A 22,697-nucleotide genomic window follows, 5' to 3' on the forward strand; every position below is an offset into this window, starting at 1 on the left:
GTCATCTCTATAGGAATGGCTGCACGCGAAAAACAGTGCCCTTAACGACGATTATTGCCTAGAGGGCCCAGTCATGACCGATATCGATGATTTTGCCGCCCGCCTGAAGACGCTGACCGATGGCCGTGCCAGCGCGCCGCGGGTGAAGGATGGCATCATGACGCTGGCGCTCGACGTGGGCGGTCTGGCGCCCGAACGGCGCGATGCCGTGGCTGCCGCGATCCGCGAGGGCGGCCTGATGCTGCCGGGTGTCACCGATGTGCGCATTGCCATGACGGCCGAGCGCCGCGCGCCGCGCATCATCGCCGTGGCGTCGGGCAAGGGCGGGGTGGGCAAGTCGACCCTGTCGGCCAATCTCGCCATCGCTTTGTCGCGGTTGGGTCACAAGGTCGGTCTGGTCGATGCCGACATCTACGGCCCGTCACAGGCGCGTCTGCTCGCCAGCGAGGACCAGAAGCCGCAGGCGCGCGAAAAGCGCCTGTTCCCGGTCGAAAGCCCGCTCGGCATTCCGATGCTGTCGATGGCTCATCTGGTCGATCCGGGCAAGGCGCTGGCCTGGCGCGGGCCGATGGTCGGCAATGCGCTGGGGCAGTTGATCGATGCCGACTGGGGCGACACCGACCTGCTGGTCATCGATCTGCCGCCGGGCACTGGCGATATCCAGCTGACCATGCTCCAGAAGCACAAGCCGGCCGGCGCCGTGATCGTCTCGACGCCGCAGGATCTGGCGCTGATGGATGCGACCCGCGCGATCAGCCTGTTCGAACAGGCACAGGTGCCGATGATCGGCCTGGTCGAGAATATGGCCGGCTATGCCTGCCCGCATTGTGGCGAAGTGTCGGATCCGTTCGGCTGCGGTGGCGCGGAAGCGGCGGCGGGCGAGCTTGGCCTGTCCTTCATCGGCCGCATTCCGCTGGCGATCGACATTCGCAAGCGCTCCGACGCGGGCGATCCGCCGGCAGCCGGCGAAGGGCCGCATGCCGATGCCTTCCGCGCCGTCGCCGAAAAGGTCGCGGCCTGGCTGGCGAAGGCCGCCTGATCAGAGGCCGAGGTGCAGGAACTGGTTGAAGGCGCTCGCGCGATAATCGCCGAACGCCTCGCCATTGCCGAAGCCGTGCCGGCGATAGAGCGTCAGCGCCGGATCGAAGGCGGGGCCGCTGCCGGTTTCCAGGCTGAGCCGGGTCATGCCGCGCTGCCGTGCCTGCCCGATGATATGGCGTAGTAGCGCTGCGGCCACGCCCCGGCGCAGATGATCGGGATGGGTGCGCATCGATTTGAGTTCGCCCTGGCCGCTGCCCAGATCACGCAGCGCGGCGACGCCGGCGATCTCGTCGCCATCCCAGGCGGTCCAGACGCAAATGCCCGGCTGCTGCAATCCTGACAGGTCGAGCGCGAAGACGCTTTCGGGCGGCGATTCCGCCTGCATGCCGGCCAGATGGATGGCCAATAGCGCGCGGGTCGGTGCGCCGCTCAGATCGTCTTGGCGAATGTCGAACATGGGCAGGGTCTAGCCGTGGCGCGTGCGGTGCGCCACGGCCAAGTCCGGCTTATTTGACGTTGATCTCCAGCGACGGGTCGACCATCGACCGACGCGGTGCTGGCCGGGCGGCCGGCAGCGGCGCGGCGCGGGGTTCGGGCGTGTAGCTGGCGGGGATCGGTGCCGGCTGGCCCAGCATGGGTGCGGGGCGGCGCGGCGGCGCCAGCGCGATCTCATTCTGGGTGAAGGCCTGCAGTTCCCGGCCCGCCGGGATGATAGCCGTCTTGCCGGTGATGAAGCCCGCGAACACGCCGGCCGCGATCACGCCGCCGATGGTCGCGGCGGTATTGCCTTCGCCCTCCTGGCGGAAGCTGCCCTTGATCGGGATGCGGCGCCCGGCGACTTCGATATAGCGCAGCTCGATATTCATCTTGCCCGATTTGCCAAAGGCGCCCTTGCCGGTCAGCCAGGTCACTTCGCCTACGGCGCGGGCATTCATCGGGATGACGACATAGCCATCGACCATCACCGGGTCGGCGACCGACAGGTCGAACATCGACCCTTCTTTGGCGGTCTTGCTGGACAATTCGCTGTTCATGCGCAGCATGACGGCGGTGTTGGCGGGCAGGACCATGGCCGGATTGGCGTCAGGCGCCTGCATGACGGGCAGCGGCGCATCGGCCTGTGCCAGCAGCGGCTGGGCAGTCGCGGACATGATGGCAAGCGCGGCAATGACGACAGACTTCATAACAGACCCCCTGAATACGGCCCGTCCCCACCGGCCGGCGCGAATCGCGCATTGCCGGACCTAGCCGGATGCTGCTTAGGAATTGGTTAGGAGCGGCGCGCGCCAGGCCCCTTGTTCGCGCCTTCGCCCTGCCCATATCGGGGGCCAGAACAGGAGGACCGCCATGCCGCTCACCGCCGCGCAGGATATTGCCGATCTGCTCAACGAAACCCGGACGATCGCGCTGGTCGGCATTTCCGATCGCCCCGACCGGCCGAGCTACAGCGTGATGAAGACGCTGCAGGATCATGGCTATCGGGTGCTGCCGGTCAATCCGCAGATCGCCGGCGAACATGTCCATGGCGAATTCGTCTGGGATCGGCTGTCGGACATCGGCGTGCGGATCGACATGGTCGACATCTTCCGGCGCAGCGAGGCCGCGGGCGAGGTGGTGGACCAGGCGATCGCCGCTGGCGCCAAGTCGGTCTGGATGCAATTGGGGGTGATCGATGCCGATGCCGCCGCGCGGGCCGAAGCGGCGGGCCTCAAGGTCGTGATGGACTATTGCCCTGCGATCGAGATCCGGCGGCTTGGCCTTGCGCCGATCGCGGCGGATTAGCCCTAGGCAGCACGGCCCAGCGCCTCTATCAGCAAGGCCATGGCGCGGGCACCGTTGAAACGACGCAAAGACAGAGGTTTGAGCGACAGAGGTGTGAGCCGTCGCACGCTGCTGGTCGGTGGTGGCGCGGCAGCGGGACTGGTTCTGGCCTGGGCGGCCTGGCCGCGCAGCTATCGGCCCAATCTCAATGTGGGGCCGGGCGAGCAGGTATTCGACGCCTTCCTCAAGATCGACCGGGCGGGGCAGGTGATCGCCATCGTGCCGCAGACCGAAATGGGGCAGGGGGTGTCCACCATCCTGCCGCAGATATTGGCGGACGAACTGGGCGCCGACTGGCGCACCGTCGCGGTGCAGAGCGCGCCGATCAGCCCGCTCTATGCCAACGGCCTGCTGGCGCGTGACTGGCTGGCGAGCGACTGGACCCGCGTGGCGGGCGATGCCGGCAGCTGGGCGATCGACCAATATGCGACGCGCAGCGCGCTGATGCTGACCGGGGCGGGCACGTCGGTGCCGATGTTCCATGACGCCTATCGCCGGGCTGGTGCGGCGGCGCGCGTGCTGCTGTGCAAGGCGGCGGCGGCGCGCTGGGGCGTGCCCTGGGAAAGCTGCGACATCCAGAATGGCATCATCACCGACGGGGCCGAGCGCAAGCTGCGGCTGGGCGATGTGGTGGAAGATGCTGCCGGTTTCACCCTGCCCGACATCCTGCCCTATCGACAGGGCAATGACGGCCGGCTGACCGGGCAGGATCTGCCGCGGCTCGACACTCCGTCCAAGATCGACGGCAGCCATAATTTCGCCGCCGACATCCGTTTGCCCGACATGGTCTTCGCCTCGATTCGGCAGGGGCCGATCGGCGACGCCGTGCTGAAGGATGCGCGCGATGCCGAGGCGCAGAAGGTCACCGGCTTCCTGAAACTGGTCCGCACCGAGCGCTGGATCGCGGCGGTCGGCACCAACTGGTGGGCGGCGAACCGGGCGCTCGACCTGATCGATCCCAGCTTCACCCTGCGCGGCACGCCGGTCGACAGCGGCCGCATCGATGCTGCGCTGGAGGATGCCTTTTCCGGGGATGCCGGCCGGCGTCTCTATGTGCAGGGCGACCTGCTGCCGGTGTTCGAGAAGGCGACGATCCTGGCCAGCGAATATCAGGTCGATCCCGGCCTGCATCTGGCGCTGGAGCCGATGTGCGCGACGGCACGGGTGACGGAGGAGGGCGCCGAAGTCTGGATGGCGACGCAGGCGCCCGCGCTGGCCCGCGCCGCGATCGCCGATGCGCTCGGTCTGTCGGACAGCGCGGTGACGCTCTACCCGCTCCATGCCGGCGGCGCGACCGGACGGCATATGGATTGGGAGGCCGGTGTGCAGGCCGCGCTGATCGCGCGTGATGTCGGTCGTCCGGTGCAGCTGCTCTGGTCGCGGCTGGAGGATGTGATTCAGGATCGGCCCGGCGCGCCGGCCCATGCCCGCATGGCGGCCAAGCTGGGCCGTGGTGGGATGGTCGAGGGGTGGCTGGCCAAGGTCGCGGCCCCCTGCGCCATGACCCAGACCTGGTCGCGCATCGCCCATGGCAAGCTGCCGCATGAGGCTGCCGCCGAAGCTGGCGACAAGGCGACCCGGCTGGCGGTGGCCGGCATGGTGCCGCCCTATGCCATTCCGAACTGGGCGGTGGATCATTATCCCGCTGACGTTGGCCTGCCGCTCGGCTTCATGCGCGGCAATGCGCATCTCCATGGCGCCTTCTTCACCGAATGCTTCCTGGATGAACTCGCCCATCTGGCGGGGATCGAGGCGATGTCCTTCCGCATCCAGATGCTGGGCAGCAATCCGCGCTTGGCGCATTGCTTGTCCACCGCCGCAGCCATGGGCGGCTGGCAGGGTGGCATTGCCGGCAGCGGACAGGGGATCTCCGCGCATATGATGAACGGCGCCTATGCCGCCGTGATGGTCGAGGCGGGGATCGAGGGCAGCAAGCTCAGCGTGCGGCGGATGGTCGCGGCGGTGGATTGCGGCGATCAGGTCAATCCCGATATCGCGCGGCAGCAGATAGAAAGCGGGCTGATCCATGGCCTGGCGCTCGCCATGGGGGCGTCGGTGCCTTATGCCGGCGGCATGCCGACGCGCGCCATGCTGGGGCGGATGAACCTGCCGCGGCTGGGCGACATAGGAGAGATCAGCGTGGAACTGATCCGCAGCACGGCCGATCCGGCCGGCGTCACCGACCTTGGCGCGCCGCTTGCCGCGCCGGCGATCGCCAATGCGCTCTTCACCGTCACCGGGCAGCGATTCCGCAGCCTGCCGATCATGGGAAATGGCTGATGCCTGACAGCGAAGTTGACACTCGCACGCCATCGCGCGCCGGCGTGCTGCTGATCAATCTCGGCACGCCCGACGCGCCCGATGCCAAATCGGTGCGCCGCTATTTGGCGGAATTCCTGTCCGACCCGCGCGTGGTGGAAATTCCGCAGATCATCTGGCAGCCGATCCTGCGCGGCGCGGTGCTGACGACGCGGCCGAAAAAGTCGGCCCATGCCTATCAGCAGGTGTGGATGCCCGGCGGATCGCCGCTGGCGGTCTATACCCGCGAGACGGCGGAGGCGTTGCAGCAGGCGATGGGGCCGGACCTGATCGTCGATTGGGCGATGCGCTATGGCAATCCGTCGATCGCCAGCCGGCTCCAGGCGATGATGGCGCAGGGGTGCGAGCGCATCCTGCTGGCGCCGCTCTATCCCCAATATTCCGGCGCGACCACCGCGACCGCGCTGGACAAGGCCTTTGCCGCGCTGGCCGACATGCGGTTGCAGCCGGCGATCCGCACCCTGCCGCCTTATTATGCCGATCCCGACTATATCGCCGCGTTGAAGGCGTCGATCGACGGCCATCTGGCGCAGCTCGACTTCAGGCCCGATGCGCTGCTCGCCAGCTTCCATGGCATGCCGGAACGGACGCTGAAACTGGGCGACCCCTATTATCACCAGTCGGTGGAGACGGTCCGGCTGCTCGATGCGGCGATGGACCTGCCCGTCCATATGAGCTTCCAGTCGCGTTTCGGCCGGGCCAAATGGCTGGAACCGGAGACCGAAGCGACGCTCACCAGATTGGTGAAGGAAGGTGTCCGGAACATTGCTGTCGTGACACCCGGATTTTCGGCAGATTGTCTGGAAACCCTAGAGGAAATCGGGCTTCGCGCGAAAGAAGTTTTTTTAGCGGAAGGTGGCGAAAAATTTGCCTTTTTGCCCTGTCTAAACGCATCCCCCGAAGCTATCACCCTCTACCAGCGGCTGGTCGGCCGCGAGCTTTCAGGATGGGTGGACCAGAGGGTCTAGCACAGGAGAGGACAGGCGCATGTCGAGAGTAGCGATCGTGACCGGCGGAACCCGCGGTATCGGGGAAGCCATCAGCCTGGCACTCAAGGAAATGGGATATACGGTTGCCGCCAACTATGCCGGCAACGAGGAAAAGGCCAAGGCCTTCACCGACGCCACCGGCATTGCCAGCTTCAAATGGGATGTCGGCGATCATCAGGCCTGCCTGGATGGCTGCGCTGCGGTGGCGGAAGCGCTCGGCCCGGTCGACATCGTCGTCAACAATGCCGGCATCACCCGTGACGGCGTGCTCGCCAAGATGAGCTTCGACGACTGGAACGAAGTCATGCGCATCAACCTTGGCGGTTGCTTCAACATGGCCAAGGCGACCTTTGGCGGCATGCGCGAGCGCGGCTGGGGCCGGATCGTCAATATCGGTTCGATCAACGGCCAGGCCGGCCAATATGGCCAGGTCAACTATGCCGCCGCCAAGTCGGGCATCCATGGCTTCACCAAGGCGCTGGCGCAGGAAGGCGCCAAATATGGCGTCACCGTCAATGCGATCGCGCCCGGCTATATCGACACCGACATGGTCGCCGCCGTGCCGGCACCGGTGCTGGAAAAGATCGTCGCCAAGATCCCGGTCGGCCGTCTGGGGCAGGCGCATGAGATCGCCCGTGGCGTCGCCTTCTTCTGCAGCGACGAGGGCGGCTTCGTGACCGGCAGCACACTGTCGATCAACGGCGGCCAGCACATGTATTGATGGCCAAGGGCGACGTTTCCGATGGCGCAGCCGCGTCCGGGGCGTCGCCCTTTGCCCCTCCGGTCAAGCGCAGCGTGACCATTGCCGGGCACCAGACCGCGATCAGCCTGGAGCCGATTTTCTGGCAGGCGCTGCGCGATGCCGCGGCCGAGGCCGAATTGCCGATCAATGCGCTGATCGCCCGCATCGACGTGACGCGGATGGCGGCCGACGAGCCCCCCAATCTGGCCAGCGCGATCCGCTGCTGGCTTTTCGCCCGCGTCCGGACACAGGATTCGCCGCCGGGCTGAGCGTCTCCCGCCGCTTTCCCTTATTGCTATAGCGTTTCTTCCGCACTTCTGCGCCGGGGCGAAATAGGCTAGGGCGCTGCGAATGAAATTGATTCGCATTATGGTCCGCTGTATCGCGGACCGGGGCTGACGGACGGAGGACGGGCAATGCTGCAGGCGGCACAGGGCGGGGCGGAGGTCTATGCGACCGATTTCGCCGATGTCGGTGACGATCGTCCGATGCCCGTTGCCAGCGGCCATGCCATCGCTGTTCCGGCCGAACGCTATGGCGCTCGGCGCGGCCCGAACCTGCCCGCCATTGCCGCCATCCTGGTCGTGCATGCGCTGCTGATCGGCGCGCTGATCCAGGTGCGCAATCATGTCGTCCGGGCCGAAGAGGCGAAGCTGACGGTGGTGAACCTGTCGCCACCCCCGCCGCCGCCCGCCGCCGAAGCGCCTCCGCCGCCGCCATCCCAGCCGCAGGTCGTGGCGCCGCCGCCGATCGTTCAGACGCCGGTGCCGCCGGTGCAGATCGCCACCACGCCCGATCCGGTCCCTGCGCCATCGCCGGTCGCGGTGTCGGCCCCGCCATCGCCGCCGGCCCCTGCCGCGCCGGTCATGGCGGCCGCGGCCCCTTCGGTCGTCCAGGCGGGCGATATCGGCGCGCAGATGGTGTCGGGCAAGCCGCCCCGCTATCCGATCGACAGCCGGCGCAAGCGCGAGCAGGGCACGGTCGTCCTGGCGCTGGTGGTCGGCACCGACGGCGGCGTCGAGAGCATCGGCATTGCCCGCAGCAGCGGTTTTGCACGACTGGATGATGCCGCGCGCGATGCGGTCAAACATTGGCGCTGGCGCCCGATCATCCGTGACGGTCAGGCCGTGCGGGTGAAGGGCGTGGTCGAAATCCCCTTCGTCATCCGCACCGACAAGGCCTGACAGACAGGGCCTGACAGACAGCGCCTCACCGGCGCGCCTCGCCCGACCGCAGGCCCAGGCCATCCCGCCCCGGAGTATCCTTCATGCTGATCGTCATTCCCGACCTGATCGACGCCGCCGGCGTCGTCCACATCCGCGCGCTGATCGATGCGGCGCAATGGGTCGATGGCAATGTCACCTCCGGCCATCAGTCGGCGCTGGCCAAGCGCAACCTGCAACTGCCCGAAAGCGCGCCGGAAGCCCGCCAGGCGGGGCAGATGATCCTCGATGCGCTTGGGCGATCGCCCTTGTTCATCGCCGCCGCGCTGCCGCTCAAGATCTTTCCGCCTTTGTTCAACAGCTATGCCGGCGGGCAGGCGTTCGGCACCCATGTCGACAATGCCGTGCGCATCCAGGCCGGCACCGGCTTTCGCGTGCGATCCGACCTGTCGATCACCGTCTTCCTGGAGGAGCCGGAAAGCTATGAGGGAGGCGAACTGACGATCGAGACCAATTTCGGCGTGCAGCAGGTGAAGCTGCCGGCGGGGCAGGCGGTGCTCTATCCCTCCTCCTCGCTGCATCGGGTCGAACCGGTGACGCAGGGCCGGCGCGTCGCCAGCTTCTTCTGGATGCAGTCGATGATCCGCGACGATGCCGCGCGCCAGATGCTGTTCGATCTCGACAGTTCGATCCAGCAACTGGCGCTCGATCGCGGCCATGACGATGCGCAGGTGATCCGCCTGACCGGCGTCTATCATAATCTGCTGCGCCGCTGGGCCGACGCCTGAGCCTGCTGCCCGTTTTGACTATAGCTAACTGACTGGCAATTATAGCGAATCTATAGCCGTCACGCCGCGCGTGCGGACGCTGGCTCGCCGCACATGTCGTTCGTCGGCGCTGGTTGCCCTTTGGTCGAAAGCCCGCATGTCACGCCCTGCCGTCCGGAAAAGCCGTTTGACCTCATCTGTCCGGCTCGCAATGATCCGCGCCATCCACGCGGGGGGTGCCAAGGGGGTGGCCTTCGCGACAAGACAGACCCGCGATCTGCGGGCATTCCAGTGGAGGCTATCTTGCATAGACGCGACTTCCTGGCCTTTGGCACCATGGGTGTCGGCGGGCTCGTCCTGCCGTCCTTTTTCGGCAAGGTCATTGCAGCAGAGGATCTGAACAGCGCGCTCGACGTCGGCTTCAAGAAGGGGCTGGCCGACGCCGCGATGAACGCGGCCAAGAGCGCCGGCGCCAGCTATTGCGACGTGCGTGTCGGCCGCTACCTGCGCCAGTTCGTCATCACCCGCGAAAAGAATGTCGAGAATATCGTCAACACCGAATCCACCGGTGTCGGCATTCGCGTTCTCGCCAATGGCGCCTGGGGCTTTGCCGCCACCAATGAGCTGAGCAAGGAAGCGGTCGCCAAGGCTGCGCAGCAGGCGGTCGCCATCGCCAAGGCCAATGCGCCGCAGCAGAGCGCCCCGGTCCAGCTCGCCCCGGTCAGGGGCGCGGGCGAGGTCAGCTGGAAGACGCCGATCGTCAAGAACAGCATGGCCGTGCCGATCAAGGACAAGGTCGAGCTGCTGATGGGCGTGAACGCCGCCGCGATGGAAGCGGGCGCCGACTTCGTCAATTCGATCCTGTTCCTGGTCAATGAGCAGAAATATTTCGCCAGCACCGATGGCAGCTATATCGATCAGGATGTCCACCGCATCTGGGCACCGATGACGGTCACCGCGGTCGACAAGACCAGCGGCAAGTTCCGCACGCGTGAGGGCCTGTCCTCGCCGATGGGCCTGGGCTTCGAATATCTCGACGGCGCGGCCAGCGGCAAGACCGTGCTGCCCAATGGCGTCACCGTCTATGGCAACAGTTATGACATGAAGGAGGACGCGATCGCCGCCGCCAAGCAGGCGCGCGCCAAGCTCAAGGCGCCGTCGGTCAAGCCCGGCAAATATGATCTGGTGCTCGACCCGTCGCACACCTGGCTGACCATCCACGAATCCGTCGGCCACCCGCTCGAACTGGATCGCGTGCTGGGCTATGAGGCCAATTATGCCGGCACCAGCTTCGCCACGATGGACAAGCTGCAGGCCCATTTCCAATATGGCAGCGACAAGGTGAACATCGTCGCCGACAAGGTGCAGCCGGGCAGCCTGGGCGCCGTCGCCTATGATGACGAAGGCGTGAAGACCAAGAAGTGGGATCTGATCCGCGACGGCAAGCTGGTCGGCTATCAGGCGATCCGTGACCAGGCCCATATCGAGGGCAAGAAGGAATCGGACGGCTGCGCCTATGCCGATAGCTGGTCCAATGTGCAGTTCCAGCGCATGGCCAATGTCAGCCTGGAACCGGGCAAGACCAAGCAGAGCGTCGCGGACATGATTTCCGGTGTCGAGGACGGCATCTACATCATTGGCGACGGCAGCTTCTCGATCGACCAGCAGCGCTACAACGCCCAGTTTGGCGGCCAGCTCTTCTACGAGATCAAGAACGGCAAGATCGGTCAGCAGATCGAGGATGTCGCCTACCAGATCCGCACGCCGGAATTCTGGAATGCCTGCGTCGGCGTCTGCGACCAGAGCGATTATCGCCTGGGTGGCTCCTTCTTCGACGGCAAGGGCCAGCCGGCCCAGGTCTCCGCCGTGTCGCACGGGTCTTCGACCGCGCGCTTCAACGGTATCAACGTCATCAACACCGCGCGTTCGCTCGGCTGATCGCTTAGGGAGACAGAAAAATGAGCATCCTTACCGAAGCGCAGGCCAAGGCCATCCTGACCAAGGTCGTCGCCCTGTCGAAGGCCGACGAATGCACCGCGCAGCTGACCGGCAAGATCCAGGGCAATATCCGTTTCGCCCGCAACGACGTGTCGACCGCCGGCCTGACCGACGATATCGAACTGGCGGTCCAGGTCGCCTATGGCAAGAAGGTCGGCACCGCCACCATCAACCAGTTTGACGACGCCTCGCTGGAACGCGTGGTGCGCCGGGCGGAAACGCTGGCCAATCTGGCCCCGGACAATCCGGAATTCATGCCGGCGGTGGACAGCCAGGCCTATAAGGCCAGCCCGACCTTCGCTCAGTCGACCGCCGACATCACGCCGGAATATCGCGCCCAGGTGGCGTCGACCTCGATCACCGCCTGCAAGTCGCAGAAGCTGATCGCGGCCGGCTATCTGGAGGATAATCAGAGCTTCGTCGCGATCGCCAACAGCAAGGGCAATTTCGGCTATCAGCGCTCGACCATGCTGGATTATACCTGCACTGTCCGGACCGAGGATGGCCGGGGCTCCGGCTGGGTCGGCACCGACACGCAGGACGCCACCCGCTTCAAGGCGGACAGCGACATCCAGATCGCCATGCGCAAGGCATCGGCCTCGTCCGAGGCCAAGGCGCTGGAGCCGGGCAAATATACCGTGATCCTGGAACCGATGGCGGCCGCGGGCCTGATCGGCTTCATGTTCTACTTCTTCGGCGCGCGCGAGGCGGACGAGGGCCGCAGCTTCCTGTCGAAGAAGGGCGGCGGCAACAAGCTGGGCGAACAGGTGTTCGGGCCGCAGGTCAATTTCTACACCGACCCGTGGGATCCGGTCGCGCCCTGCCTGCCCTGGGACGATGATGGCCTCGCGCGCCAGCGCGTCGACATGGTCAAGGACGGCAAGGTCACCAACCTCAATTACAGCCGCTACTGGGCGAGCAAGCAGGGCAAGCCTGCGATCGGCCAGATGGGCAATATCCTGATGACCGGCGGCATCAAGACCACCGCCGACCTGGTCCGCTCGACCGAGCGCGGCGTGCTCGTCACCCGCACCTGGTATATCCGCATGGTCGATCCGCAGACCGTGCTGCTGACCGGCCTGACCCGCGACGGCACCTTCTATGTCGAGAACGGCCAGATCAAATATCCGATCAAGAATTTCCGGTTCAACGAAAGCCCGGTGATCATGCTCAACAATGTCGAAGAGCTGGGTCGCCCGGTCCGCGTGCCGCCGGACGAAGTGTCGATGAACATCGTCGTGCCGCCGATGAAGCTGCGCGACTTCACCTTCACCTCGCTCTCGGACGCGGTGTAAGATAGGAAGCAACCCATAATCCTCCCCTGTGAAGGGGAGGTGGCTGGCCGTAGGCCAGACGGAGGGGTGTCACCCCATCGATGGCGGGACACCCCTCCACCATTTGCTGCGCAAATGGTCCCCCTCCCCCAATGGGGGAGGATTATGCAGATTGGGCGTTCGATTAGCTTTGATGACACGCGGCGAGTTTCTTCGGTTGATGGCGGGCGGTCTGGCTGGCGCAATGCTGGCCCGTCCGCTTGCCGCCGCGGGAGGCTATGATTTCTGGTTCACCCGGCTGCGCTATGACTCGGGCGACTGGGACGTCGACCAGCGCATGCCATCCAACCTCATCACCTCGCTGATCGATTATACGACGCTGCGGGTCGATCCGAAGGAGCATGTCATCGCCCTTTCGGACCCGAAGATGCTGACCGCGCCCTTCTGCTACATGGCGGGGCACAAGCTGGTCGAATTTTCGGAGGCCGAGCGGCGCAATTTCGAGCGCTATGTCCGCAATGGCGGCTTCGTCCTGGTGGATGATTGCAACCATGACATAGACGGCCTGTTCGCCCGCTCGTTCGAGGCGCAGATGGCCAAGATTTTCGGCCCCAAGGGCTTGAAGACGCTGCCCAGGACCCATCCGGTCTATCGCAGCTTCTTCAAGTTCGACGGGCCGCCCAATACCGCGCTGGAGCTGAATGGCTGGGGCGATGATCTGGTCCATGATTATCTCAAGGGTATAGAGGTCAATGGCCGCCTGGGCGTTCTCTACAGCAACAAGGATTATGGCTGCGAGTGGGACTATGACTGGCGCAACAAGCGCTTCCTGGCCGAGGATAATACGAAATTCGCGGTCAATATCGTGATGTACGCGCTGTCGTCGTGACGCCTGCCGTCCGCCGCCTTTTTTTCGTCATTCCCGCGAAAGCGGGAATCCACCTCCCAACCTCGCACTCGTGGAGAGCGTCGGAGATGGATCCCCGCCTTCGCGGGGATGACGGCAATTGCTAGGAACTATCATGACCGATATCAGCGAAGCGGAAATCCAGCAGAAACTGGCGCGCCTGGGCGAATTGCGCGCGGCGATCGGCCAGGCGATCGTGGGGCAGGGGGCAGTGGTCGAACAGTTGCTGATCGGCCTGCTCGCCGGCGGCCATTGTCTGCTCGAAGGGGTGCCGGGCCTCGGCAAGACATTGCTGGTCCGCTCGCTCGGAGAAGCGTTGAAGCTCGACTTCCGTCGGGTACAGTTCACGCCCGACCTGATGCCCAGCGATATTCTCGGCACCGAATTGCTGGAGGAGGATCATGGCACCGGCCATCGCAGCTTCCGGTTCCAGAAGGGACCGATCTTCACCAATTTGCTGCTGGCCGACGAACTCAACCGCACCCCGCCCAAGACGCAGGCGGCGCTGCTGGAGGCGATGCAGGAGAGGACCGTCAGCTATGGCGGCACCACCTATCAGCTGCCTTCGCCCTTCTTCGTGCTGGCGACACAGAATCCGCTGGAACAGGCCGGCACCTATCCGCTGCCCGAGGCGCAGCTTGACCGCTTCCTCCTCCATATCCGCGTCGATTATCCGACCGAGCAGGAGGAGCATGACATTCTCGCCCAGACCACCGGCGCCAAGCCGGGTGCGGTGCCGGCGGTGATGCAGGGCGAGGAGGTGCTGGCGCTGCAGAAACTGGTGCGCGACGTGCATTTCGGTGAGGATCTGCTGCGCTGGGTGACGCGGATCGTGCGCGCCAGCCGTCCGGGCGAGGGCGCACCGGAGGAAATCCGCAAATATGTGAAATGGGGCGCCGGCCCGCGTGCCGGCCAGTCGCTGATCCTGGCGGCCAAGGCGCGGGCGCTGCTGCAGGGCCGTCTGGCGGCGACGCGCGAGGATATCGTCGCGCTGGCCGGGCCGGTGATGCGCCACCGCCTGCTGCTGTCCTTCGCCGCAGAAGCGGAAGGGAAGAGCGCCGACGATGTCGTCGCCGCGCTCGTCCGCGCCGTGCCGCTCGGCTGATCCGGACGCAACGCCATGGCCGATTTCATCCCCCCAGACGTGCGGAGCCGGCTCAAAAGCCTGCGCCTGCTCACGCGCCGGGCGGTGGGATCGCATGGCCTCGGCCTGCATCACAGCCATAGTCGGGGGGCGGGCCTGGAGTTCGCGCAGTATCGCGCCTATGAGCCGGGCGACGAGTTGCGCCAGATCGACTGGAAACTCTATGCCCGGTCGGACAAATTCTTCGTCCGCGAGGCCGAACGGGAAAGCCCGGTCGCGGTCTGGATATTGATGGATGCCAGCGCCTCGATGGGGCAGGCGGACGCGATCCGGCCCGATTATAGTCGGCTCGATGCGGCCAAGGGGATCGCCGCCAGCATCGCCGAACTGGCGATGCAGCAGGGCGATCGCTTCGGCTGGATGGCGCTGTCCGACACCGGGCTGCGGCTATTGCCGCCCGCCACCGGCCTGCGCCAGCGCGACCGGCTGCTGCTCGACATGCTGCCGCTGCGGGCCGAAGGGGGCTTTGCCGCCGAAGCGCAATTGGGGCCGGTCTGGGAACGGATTGGCGCGCATGATCTGGTGATCCTGCTGAGCGATTGTTTCGAACCGGGCGCGATCGATCTGGTCGAGAAGCTGTCGGCGGCCGGGCGCGAGGTTCTGGTGATCGAGATGCTGACCGTGGGCGAGCGGGATTTCCCGTTCGACGGCGGCTATCGCTTTCGTGACCCGGAGACGGGCGAGGAGCTGCTGGGGGATGGCGCCGCGCTGCGCGCCGAATTTCTGCGCCGCTTCGGCGAGGCGCGGGCGGAGTTGCATGCCCGGCTCGATGCGGTCGGCATCCGCCGCGCGACCCATGTGCTGGACGAGCCGATCGACCTGCCGCTGCGCCGCCTGTTCGGTGCCCATGACGCGGCCGAATATTCATGACGCCCGCCTTGCTGCTCCCCGCCGCGCTGGCCGGCCTGCTGGCGCTGCTGATCCCGCTTGCGATCCATGTCGCCCGGCGCAGCGAGCAATTGCCGACCGATTTCGCCGCGCTGCGCTGGCTGCGGCAGAAGCCCAAGCCCCGGTCCCGGCTACGGTTCGACGAATGGCTGTTGCTCGCCCTGCGCCTCGCCCTGCTGGCGCTGGTCGCGCTGTGGCTCGCCCATCCGGTGCTGTTCGGCGCGGCGAGCAAGCAGGCTTATGTGGCGCTGACGCCCGGCGTCGATCCAGCGGCGGTGGACGAAAAGACGCTGGCCGAGGGACGGGCGCATTGGCTGGCGCCCGGCTATCCCCGCGTCGAGCCGGGCAAGCCGATCACGGCCGACGCCATCCCGCTCGGCAGTCTGGTGCGCCAGCTGGACGCGGACCTGCCGCCGGGCGCACCGCTCACCATTATCGTGCCGCAGGCCATCCAGGGCGCCGATGCGGAGCGGCCGCACCTGTCGCGCAAGGTCGACTGGCGCATCGTCCCCGGCGCGATGCCGGCGGGCAAGCCGGCGCCAGTGAAGCTACCGTCGATCGCGATCCGCGCCGACGCGGGCCATGCTGCCGGAGTGCGGTATCTCAATGCCGCTGCACTTGCCTGGCAACCGGCGGGCAAGCCGGCCGATGTCGACAGCGGCCCGCTGACCGCGCCACTGCCTCCGACGGACAAGACATTGTTCTGGATGAGCGCGGGCAGTCTGCCGGAAGCGCTGCAGGGGTGGATTGCGCAGGGCGGGCAGGCGATCGTCGCGTCCGATGCGGTGCTGCCCCAGGGCGCGATGCCCGCGCCCCTGTGGCAGGATGATCTTGCTCGGCCGCTGTTGGAGGCGATGCGGATCGGCAAGGGCCGGTTGCTCCGTTTCACCCGCCCGTTGCAGCCGGCACAGATGCCACAATTGCTGGAGGCGGATTTCCCCGTCCGCCTGCGCGCGCTGATCCAGCCGCCGACTGTGGCGCCACAGCGCGCCGATGCCGCCGCCTATGCGCCGCTCACCGGTGGACGCAGCTATCCCCAGCCGCCGGCCGAACTGCGCCCCTGGCTGGCGCTGCTGATCGCGGCGCTGCTGCTGGTCGAACGCTGGTTCGCCACCCGCCGCAAGCGGGCGATCGCGCCATGAGCGCTGACGCCTTGCTCTCCACCTGGCTGACGCCCAGTCGCCGGCGCGTGCGGCTCGATACGCTGCTGCTCGGCCTGCCGGTCCTGCTGCTGGCGGGCGCGCTGGTCTGGCGCTTCGCCGGACTTGTGCCGGCGGTGATCCTGCTGCTGCTCGGCGCCGGCCTGCTCGGCACCCTCGTCATCCGCCGCGCCCGGCGCTTCGATCAGGCCTGGCTGGTCCGCCGCCTCGATGCCAGCCGCGCCGATCTGGAGGATAGCAGCGGGCTGATCTTCGCCGATCCGCAGGGCTTGGGGCCGCTGCAACGGCTGCAACGCGCCCGGCTCGACCAGCGGCTGGAACAGGGCGTGCCGGAGGAACTGGTGCCCCACTGGTCGCGCCGCGCGATCCCTATCCTCTGGATCATTGCCCTGCTCGGCATCGCCGCCCTGCTGCTCTGGCCGCGCGGCAGCGATAGGCCCGTCGTGCTCGCCCCCGCTTCCGAGGGCATCGCCGCAAAGCCCGGCATCCCGCGCCTGGTCGCGCAAAATCTGCGCATCATTCCGCCCGCCTACACCGGCCTGCCGCTCCGTGATGAGGCCAAGCTTGATGTGCGCGCGCCGCTTGGATCACGGCTCGAATGGACCTTCCGCTTCGATTCGCAGGCAAGCGCGCCGGCGCTGCTGCCGCTTGGCGGTGCAGGCATTGCGCTGCGCCGCGATGGCGATCACTGGATCGCCAGCCGCACGCTGGATGCCTCCTTCCTCTACCGCGTCGATCCGGCCTCCGGGCGCGGTCCCTTGCCGCCGCTGCACCGGATCGACGGCGTGGCCGATGCGCTGCCGCAGGTGAAGCTGATCGCGCCCGCCGCCAGCCTCAATATGGTGGCGCCGGGCCAGCGTAGCTGGACGCCCGTCTTCGCCGCGACCGACGATTATGGCGTCGCCGCCACCGCCCGGCTGCGCATCACGCTGGCGATCGGCGAGGGCGAGAATATCCGCTTCACCGAGCGCGAGATCGCCATGTCCGGCTCCGGCCCGGCGCGCGACCGGCGCTTTGCCCCGCGCCTCGATTTCGGCGCGCTCGGCTTTTCGGCCGGCGGCGATATGGTGGTGCAGATCATCGTGCGCGACAATCGCGCGCCGTCGCCGCAGGAGGTGCGCGGCCCCAGCGTCATCCTGCGCTGGCCTGCGGCCAAGGCGCCCGAAAGCGGCGGCCTGCAGGGCATGGTCAACACCACCCTGCCGGCCTATTTCCGCAGCCAGCGCCAGATCATCATCGATGCCGAGGCGCTGCTGAAGCGCAAACGCAGCCTGTCGGCCGACAAATATCTCTCGCAATCCAACGGCATCGGCAACGATCAGAAAATCCTGCGCGGCCGCTACAGCCAGTTTCTGGGCGGCGAGAGCGAAGGCGAGCCCAGCCTGCCGACGGCCGATGCGGATGGCCATGGCGAGGGGGACGGCCATGATCATGGCCCGCCGGTCGCGGCGCCCAATGTCTTTGGCGAGAAGGAGGATGTGCTCGCCGAGTTCGGCCATCCGCACGATGAGTCGCCCGCGTCCAGCCTGGACCCGGAAACCCGCGCGATCCTGAAACAGGCGGTCGATGAAATGTGGCAGTCGGAAATGCAGTTGAAGCAGGGTCGACCCGACCTGGCCTTGCCCTTCGCCTACAAGGCGCTGCGCTTCATCAAGGAAGTGCAGCAGGCGACCCGCATCTTCCTGTCGCGCGTCGGCCCGGAATTGCCGCCGATCGACCCCGCCCGCCGCATGACCGGCAAGCGCGAGGGGATAGCCGGCCATTTCGAGCCGCTGGTTGCGGTCGAGGGTGATGACGGCCCGGCCGCCGCCGCTTGGCGCGGGCTGGCGCAGGGACCGGTGTCGCTCGGCGCGCTGGAGGGCTGGGCGCGGGCCAACGCCGCGCGCCTGCCCGATCCGCTGGCATTGAGCGGCGCGATCGACGCCGTGCGGCGCGATCCGGGCTGCGCTTCCTGTCGCGACAAGCTGCGCGCGCAATTGTGGATGGCGATGGAGCGGCCGCAGGGCGGCGTGGCGCGGCGGCGCCCGGCCGATGCTGCCGGCGCGCGCTATCTCGGCGCGATCGGGGGACGGCCATGAGCGCGCAGATCACCACCGCGCTGCTCCTCGGCGCGGCCGTGCTGGTCGGTTGGGCAAGGCTGCTGCTGTGGCAGCGTTCGGCGGGCGATCTTGGCGCACGGCCTTGGCGGCTTGCGGCCCTGTTGCTGCTCCAGCCGCTTGTCGCGCTACTCCTCTATTTCGGCCTGTTCCCGCCCGCGTTGCCGGTTGCGGGCGGCACCCTGACCGTCGCGACCCAGGGTAGTTGGCGCTTCGCCCCGGCCGGCAAGGGCGCGCATCTGGTCGCGCTGCCCGAAGCGCCGGACATGGCGGGCGCGCAGGCGGTGCCCGATCTGGCGACCGCGCTGCGCCGCTATCCCGACACGCGCCGCCTCGTCATCCTGGGGCAGGGGCTCGTCGCCCGCGACCGCGATGCGGCACGGGGGCTGGCCATTGACTACACGCCGCCGCCCATGGCGGCCGGTCTGATTGCACTCGCCAAGCCGGATCGGGTTGCGCCGGGCGCAACCTTCGCCGTGGGTGGACAGGTGGCCGGCCTCTCCAAGGCGCAGGTCGAACTGCTCGATCCCGCCGGGCGCGTCACTGATGCCGCCGCTGTGGATGCCGATGGCCGCTTCAGCCTGACCGGGACCGCGCGCGCCGCCGGCACCGCCGAATTCACCCTGCGCCTGCGCCGCGCCGATGGCGGGCTGGTCGAACAGACGGTGGTGCCGCTGCGGATCGAGGGCGATGCCGCGCCGCGCCTGCTGATCCTCGCCGGGGCGCCGGGGCCAGAGGTCAAATATCTGCGCCGCTGGGCGGCCGACGCCGGCTATGCCGTCACCGTCAATATGAGCGCGGGCGGCGGCATCGCGCTGGGCGACGCACCGGTGGCGATCAACGCCGCCAGCCTGCGCCGCTATGACCTGCTGGTCGCCGATGACCGCGCCTGGGCCGGTCTGGGCGGCGGACGCGGCGCGGTGCTGGAAGCGGTGCGCGGCGGCATGGGCCTGCTGCTACGCGGCAGCGGCCCGGCCGACGGCGCGCTGCGCGGCCAGTGGCGTGCGCTGGGTTTCGATCTGTCCGGCGGCAATGGCGTCGCGCCGATCGCCCTGCCGGCGCCGCTGGTCGCCGATCGCGCCCGCACCCGTGCCGGCATCGGCAGCGCCGACATACCCGCGGACCTCAATATCGGCGACGATATTTTGCCCGAAGCGACCCGCATGGATGGCGTCCCGACCGGCCGCGACGCGGTGCCACTGGTGCAGGACGCCGCCGGCACGCCGCTCGCCGCCTGGCGCGCACTTGGGGCAGGGCGGGTCGCGGTCTGGACCGGCCTCGACAGTTTCGGCCTGGTGCTGAGCGGCCGGGGCGATCTTTATGGCGACTGGTGGGGGCGGATGATGACCGCCGTCGTGCGCCCGGCACCGGGGTCTGTTCCCGCCTTCACCGATCCGGCCTGGGTTGGCGAGCGGACCAGCCTGTGCGGTCTGAAGCCCGGCGCCCGTGTCGATGGCGCGCCGTTGGCGATCGATCCGGCGACCGGCGATTGCGCCGCCTGGTGGCCTGATCGCGCAGGTTGGCACCAGTTGGGCCGGACGGATGGTTCATCCGCAGCCTTCTACATCTATCCCGCCAATGCCCTGCCGACGCTGCGGACCGCACAGATGCATCAGGCCATGGCCCTGCTGCAGGGCGCCGACCACAAGAGCGATCCTGCCAAAGCCGCGCGCGCCGTTTCCGGCCCGTCCTGGCCCTGGCTACTCGGCTGGCTGATCGCCAGCGCCCTGCTCTGGTGGTTCGAGCGGTCCCGGATCGGCCGCGCGGCGGCCCCCCAGTCCTAACCCACGCCCAGCATCACCGGCCGCAACCGCTCGCTGGTCGCGACCAGCCAACCGACAAACTGGTCGATCCGGGCAATGCCGCGCAGGTCGCGGGGCACCACCAGCCAGAAGCTGCGCTGGATATCGACCGCCTCGGGCAGCACGCGGACCAGCCCCGCCATGGCGTCGCCGATGAAGCAGGGCAATATGCCGCATCCCGCGCCGCTGGCGATGATCTCCGCCTGGGCATTGATGCTGCTCGACCGGATCGCCGGTTCCAGCCGGGCGTCGACTTCCGCCAGATAGCGCAGTTCGGGCGCATAGATCTGATCGGGGACATAGCCGACCAGCACATGGCGGAGCAGGTCGCCCTTGACCTTCAACGGCGGCGCACCCTCCAGATAGGCGGGCGTCGCATAGAGGCCCAGATGATAGTCGGTCAGCTTGCGGGTGATCAGTGGGCCGGTCTTGGGCCGGGCCAGCATCACCGCAATGTCCGCCTCGCGCCGCGAGGGGTTGAGGAAGCCGCTTGACGCCACCAGATCGATCTCGATCCGGGGATGGTCGGCGGTGAAGCTGCGCAGATGCGGCGCGATCACCCGGCTGCCAAAGCCCTCCGAAGCGCTCAGGCGGATCGTCCCGGCCATCTGCGCGCCGGCTGCGCTGCCGCTCCGCTGCACGCCGAGCGCCGCCGCCTCCATCCGCTCGGCCTGTTCCAGCAGGCGGGTGCCATGGTCGGTCAGCACATGGCCGGCCGGCGTATGCTCGAACAGGCGTTGCTCCAGCGCCTGCTCCAGCCGCTTGATCCGCCGCGATATGGTGGTGGCGTCCATCCTGGTCATCGCCGCCGCCGCGCTCAGCCGCTCCGTACGTGCCACCGCCAGGAACAGGCGCAGGTCGTCCCAGTTCATGTATGCGGCATTTTTGCAGTATGGATATGCATATCCGTCAGCTTGCCTGCATTTCTGATATCCTGCAAGGCGGGGTGAAAGCATCGTGCGGAAAAGTGGGAGCCGGTTTTCCGCTTCAAACGATGCGACAAAAGAATTTGGAGCACGCGACCTGCGTCAGGGTGATCGCAGCGTGCTCCAAAGCATATTGGAGAGGATGGACCATGCGTATCATCGATCATGTCATCAGCGGTCATTCGGCAGGTGACGGCGGCCGCACCAGCGACGTCTTCGACCCCAATGGCGGCACCGTGCAGGCGCAGCTGCGCCTCGGCACCCAGGCCGACCTGGACGCTGCCATGGCCGCCGCACTGGCCGCCCAGCCGGCCTGGGCCGCGACCAACCCGCAGCGCCGCGCCCGCGTCATGTTCGCGTTCAAGACGCTGGTCGAACAGAATATGGACGAACTCGCCCATCTGCTCAGTTCCGAACATGGCAAGGTGATTGCCGACTCCAAGGGCGATATCCAGCGCGGGCTGGAGGTGATCGAGTTCGCCTGCGGCATCCCCCATGTGCTCAAGGGCGAATATACCCAGGGCGCCGGCCCCGGCATCGACGTCTATTCGATGCGCCAGCCGCTCGGCGTGGTCGCCGGCATCACCCCGTTCAATTTCCCGGCGATGATTCCGATGTGGATGTTCGGCGTCGCCATTGCTTGCGGCAATGCCTTCATTCTGAAGCCCAGCGAACGCGACCCCAGCGTGCCCGTGCGCCTCGCCGAACTGATGCGCGAGGCGGGCCTGCCCGACGGCGTTTTGCAGGTCGTCCATGGCGACAAGGAAATGGTCGACGCGATCCTCGACCATCCGGAGATTCGGGCGGTCAGCTTCGTCGGATCGTCCGACATCGCCCATTATGTCTATCGCCGTGGCGTCGAGGCGGGCAAGCGCGTCCAGGCGATGGGCGGCGCCAAGAATCATGGCATCGTCATGCCTGACGCTGATCTCGACCAGGTGGTGAATGACCTCGCCGGCGCGGCCTTCGGTTCGGCCGGCGAGCGCTGCATGGCGCTGCCGGTGGTGGTGCCGGTGGGCGAGGCGACGGCGATCGCCCTGCGCGAGAAGCTGATCCCGGCGATCGACGCGCTGCGGGTCGGCGTCTCGACCGATGCGGACGCCCATTATGGCCCGGTCGTCACCGCCGCGCACAAGGCGAAGATCGAGTCCTATATCCAGATGGGCGTCGATGAAGGCGCCGAGCTGGTGGTCGACGGCCGCGGCTTCACGCTGCAGGGCCATGAACAGGGCTTCTTCGTCGGCCCGACCCTGTTCGACCGGGTGACGCCGCAGATGCGTAGCTATCAGGAGGAGATTTTCGGCCCTGTGCTCCAGATGGTGCGCGCCGACAGCTTCGAGGATGCGCTGCGTCTGCCGAGCGACCACCAATATGGCAACGGCGTCGCCATCTTCACCCGCAACGGCCATGCCGCGCGCGAATTTGCCGCGCGGGTCAATGTCGGCATGGTCGGCATCAACGTGCCGATCCCGGTGCCGGTCGCCTATCACAGCTTCGGCGGCTGGAAGCGCAGCGCCTTTGGCGACACCAACCAGCATGGCATGGAAGGCGTGAAATTCTTCACCAAGGTGAAGACCGTCACCCAGCGCTGGCCCGACGGCGGCGCGACCGGCGACAGCGCCTTCGTCATCCCGACCATGGGGTGAGAGGAGCGGGGAGG

General features: G+C 67.2%; 20 protein-coding genes. 17 read left to right on the plus strand and 3 right to left on the minus strand.

Annotation, left to right across the window (positions count from 1 at the left end; genetic code table 11):
- Positions 1 to 73: 73 nt before the first annotated feature.
- The gene (locus BRX37_RS02390; RefSeq protein ID WP_017500405.1) at positions 74 to 1,039 is read left to right on the plus strand and encodes an Mrp/NBP35 family ATP-binding protein; all 966 of its coding nucleotides are present in this window, start codon (positions 74 to 76) and stop codon (positions 1,037 to 1,039) included.
- Here the strand turns inward: BRX37_RS02390 and BRX37_RS02395 are convergent, their stop codons facing one another.
- Together BRX37_RS02395 and BRX37_RS02400 are read right to left on the minus strand one after the other, a co-directional pair.
- The gene (locus BRX37_RS02395) at positions 1,040 to 1,498 is read right to left on the minus strand and encodes a GNAT family N-acetyltransferase (protein WP_125985367.1); all 459 of its coding nucleotides are present in this window, start codon (positions 1,496 to 1,498) and stop codon (positions 1,040 to 1,042) included.
- A 49-nt stretch (positions 1,499 to 1,547) separates the two neighbouring features.
- Entirely contained in the window at positions 1,548 to 2,225 is a 678-nt protein-coding gene (locus BRX37_RS02400) for a hypothetical protein (RefSeq protein WP_125985368.1), read from the minus strand.
- A gap of 163 nt (positions 2,226 to 2,388) precedes the next feature.
- On the opposite strand from BRX37_RS02400, the gene BRX37_RS02405 reads away from it, so the two are divergent.
- From BRX37_RS02405 to BRX37_RS02475, 15 genes are all read left to right on the plus strand, one after another.
- Positions 2,389 to 2,823: a CoA-binding protein gene (locus tag BRX37_RS02405; RefSeq protein ID WP_017500408.1), complete on the plus strand. Its 435-nt coding sequence runs from the start codon at positions 2,389 to 2,391 to the stop codon at positions 2,821 to 2,823.
- A gap of 39 nt (positions 2,824 to 2,862) precedes the next feature.
- Positions 2,863 to 5,142, plus strand: coding sequence for a molybdopterin cofactor-binding domain-containing protein (locus tag BRX37_RS02410; protein WP_125985369.1), 2,280 nt, complete (start codon positions 2,863 to 2,865; stop codon positions 5,140 to 5,142).
- Positions 5,142 to 6,149, plus strand: coding sequence for a ferrochelatase (hemH, locus tag BRX37_RS02415; protein WP_125985370.1), 1,008 nt, complete (start codon positions 5,142 to 5,144; stop codon positions 6,147 to 6,149). The genes BRX37_RS02410 and hemH overlap by 1 nt, the downstream gene beginning before the upstream one ends.
- 19 nt (positions 6,150 to 6,168) lie before the next feature.
- Positions 6,169 to 6,891 carry an acetoacetyl-CoA reductase gene (phbB, locus tag BRX37_RS02420; RefSeq protein ID WP_004208456.1) on the plus strand — a complete coding sequence of 241 codons (723 nt, stop codon included), beginning with the start codon at positions 6,169 to 6,171 and terminating at the stop codon, positions 6,889 to 6,891.
- Complete coding sequence (locus BRX37_RS02425; protein ID WP_125985371.1) at positions 6,891 to 7,181, plus strand: ribbon-helix-helix domain-containing protein; 291 nt, start codon at positions 6,891 to 6,893, stop codon at positions 7,179 to 7,181. Before phbB ends, BRX37_RS02425 begins: the two co-directional genes overlap by 1 nt.
- Before the next feature lie 147 nt (positions 7,182 to 7,328).
- On the plus strand, positions 7,329 to 8,096 hold the full coding sequence (locus tag BRX37_RS02430; RefSeq protein ID WP_125985372.1) for an energy transducer TonB: 768 nt from the start codon (positions 7,329 to 7,331) through the stop codon (positions 8,094 to 8,096).
- Between the two features lie 83 nt (positions 8,097 to 8,179).
- Complete coding sequence (locus tag BRX37_RS02435) at positions 8,180 to 8,863, plus strand: Fe2+-dependent dioxygenase (RefSeq protein WP_125985373.1); 684 nt, start codon at positions 8,180 to 8,182, stop codon at positions 8,861 to 8,863.
- Between the two features lie 282 nt (positions 8,864 to 9,145).
- Positions 9,146 to 10,780, plus strand: a complete 1,635-nt coding sequence (locus BRX37_RS02440; RefSeq protein WP_125985374.1) for a TldD/PmbA family protein — start codon at positions 9,146 to 9,148, stop codon at positions 10,778 to 10,780.
- Positions 10,781 to 10,800: 20 nt separating this feature from the next.
- On the plus strand, positions 10,801 to 12,135 hold the full coding sequence (locus BRX37_RS02445; protein ID WP_125985375.1) for a TldD/PmbA family protein: 1,335 nt from the start codon (positions 10,801 to 10,803) through the stop codon (positions 12,133 to 12,135).
- 199 nt (positions 12,136 to 12,334) lie between these two features.
- The gene (locus tag BRX37_RS02450; RefSeq protein WP_318276570.1) at positions 12,335 to 13,003 is read left to right on the plus strand and encodes a DUF4159 domain-containing protein; all 669 of its coding nucleotides are present in this window, start codon (positions 12,335 to 12,337) and stop codon (positions 13,001 to 13,003) included.
- A 133-nt stretch (positions 13,004 to 13,136) separates the two neighbouring features.
- A complete protein-coding gene (locus tag BRX37_RS02455; protein WP_017502379.1) occupies positions 13,137 to 14,126 on the plus strand; it encodes an AAA family ATPase in 990 nt (329 codons plus the stop codon).
- Positions 14,127 to 14,141: 15 nt separating this feature from the next.
- Entirely contained in the window at positions 14,142 to 15,035 is an 894-nt protein-coding gene (locus BRX37_RS02460) for a DUF58 domain-containing protein (protein WP_125985377.1), read from the plus strand.
- On the plus strand, positions 15,032 to 16,195 hold the full coding sequence (locus tag BRX37_RS02465) for a BatA domain-containing protein (RefSeq protein ID WP_125985378.1): 1,164 nt from the start codon (positions 15,032 to 15,034) through the stop codon (positions 16,193 to 16,195). The genes BRX37_RS02460 and BRX37_RS02465 overlap by 4 nt, the downstream gene beginning before the upstream one ends.
- On the plus strand, positions 16,192 to 18,291 hold the full coding sequence (locus tag BRX37_RS02470) for a DUF4175 family protein (RefSeq protein ID WP_125985379.1): 2,100 nt from the start codon (positions 16,192 to 16,194) through the stop codon (positions 18,289 to 18,291). Before BRX37_RS02465 ends, BRX37_RS02470 begins: the two co-directional genes overlap by 4 nt.
- Complete coding sequence (locus BRX37_RS02475) at positions 18,288 to 20,093, plus strand: carboxypeptidase regulatory-like domain-containing protein (protein WP_125985380.1); 1,806 nt, start codon at positions 18,288 to 18,290, stop codon at positions 20,091 to 20,093. The genes BRX37_RS02470 and BRX37_RS02475 overlap by 4 nt, the downstream gene beginning before the upstream one ends.
- Here BRX37_RS02475 and BRX37_RS02480 read toward each other — a convergent pair.
- On the minus strand, positions 20,090 to 20,983 hold the full coding sequence (locus tag BRX37_RS02480; RefSeq protein WP_125985381.1) for a LysR family transcriptional regulator: 894 nt from the start codon (positions 20,981 to 20,983) through the stop codon (positions 20,090 to 20,092). The two genes, BRX37_RS02475 and BRX37_RS02480, sit on opposite strands and share 4 nt — an antisense overlap.
- A 203-nt stretch (positions 20,984 to 21,186) precedes the next feature.
- On the opposite strand from BRX37_RS02480, the gene BRX37_RS02485 reads away from it, so the two are divergent.
- Positions 21,187 to 22,683: a CoA-acylating methylmalonate-semialdehyde dehydrogenase gene (locus tag BRX37_RS02485; protein WP_125985382.1), complete on the plus strand. Its 1,497-nt coding sequence runs from the start codon at positions 21,187 to 21,189 to the stop codon at positions 22,681 to 22,683.
- Positions 22,684 to 22,697 lie beyond the last annotated feature (14 nt).

The organism is Sphingomonas sp. S-NIH.Pt3_0716 (genome assembly GCF_003950715.1).
Lineage (GTDB): Bacteria > Pseudomonadota > Alphaproteobacteria > Sphingomonadales > Sphingomonadaceae > Sphingobium > Sphingobium yanoikuyae_A.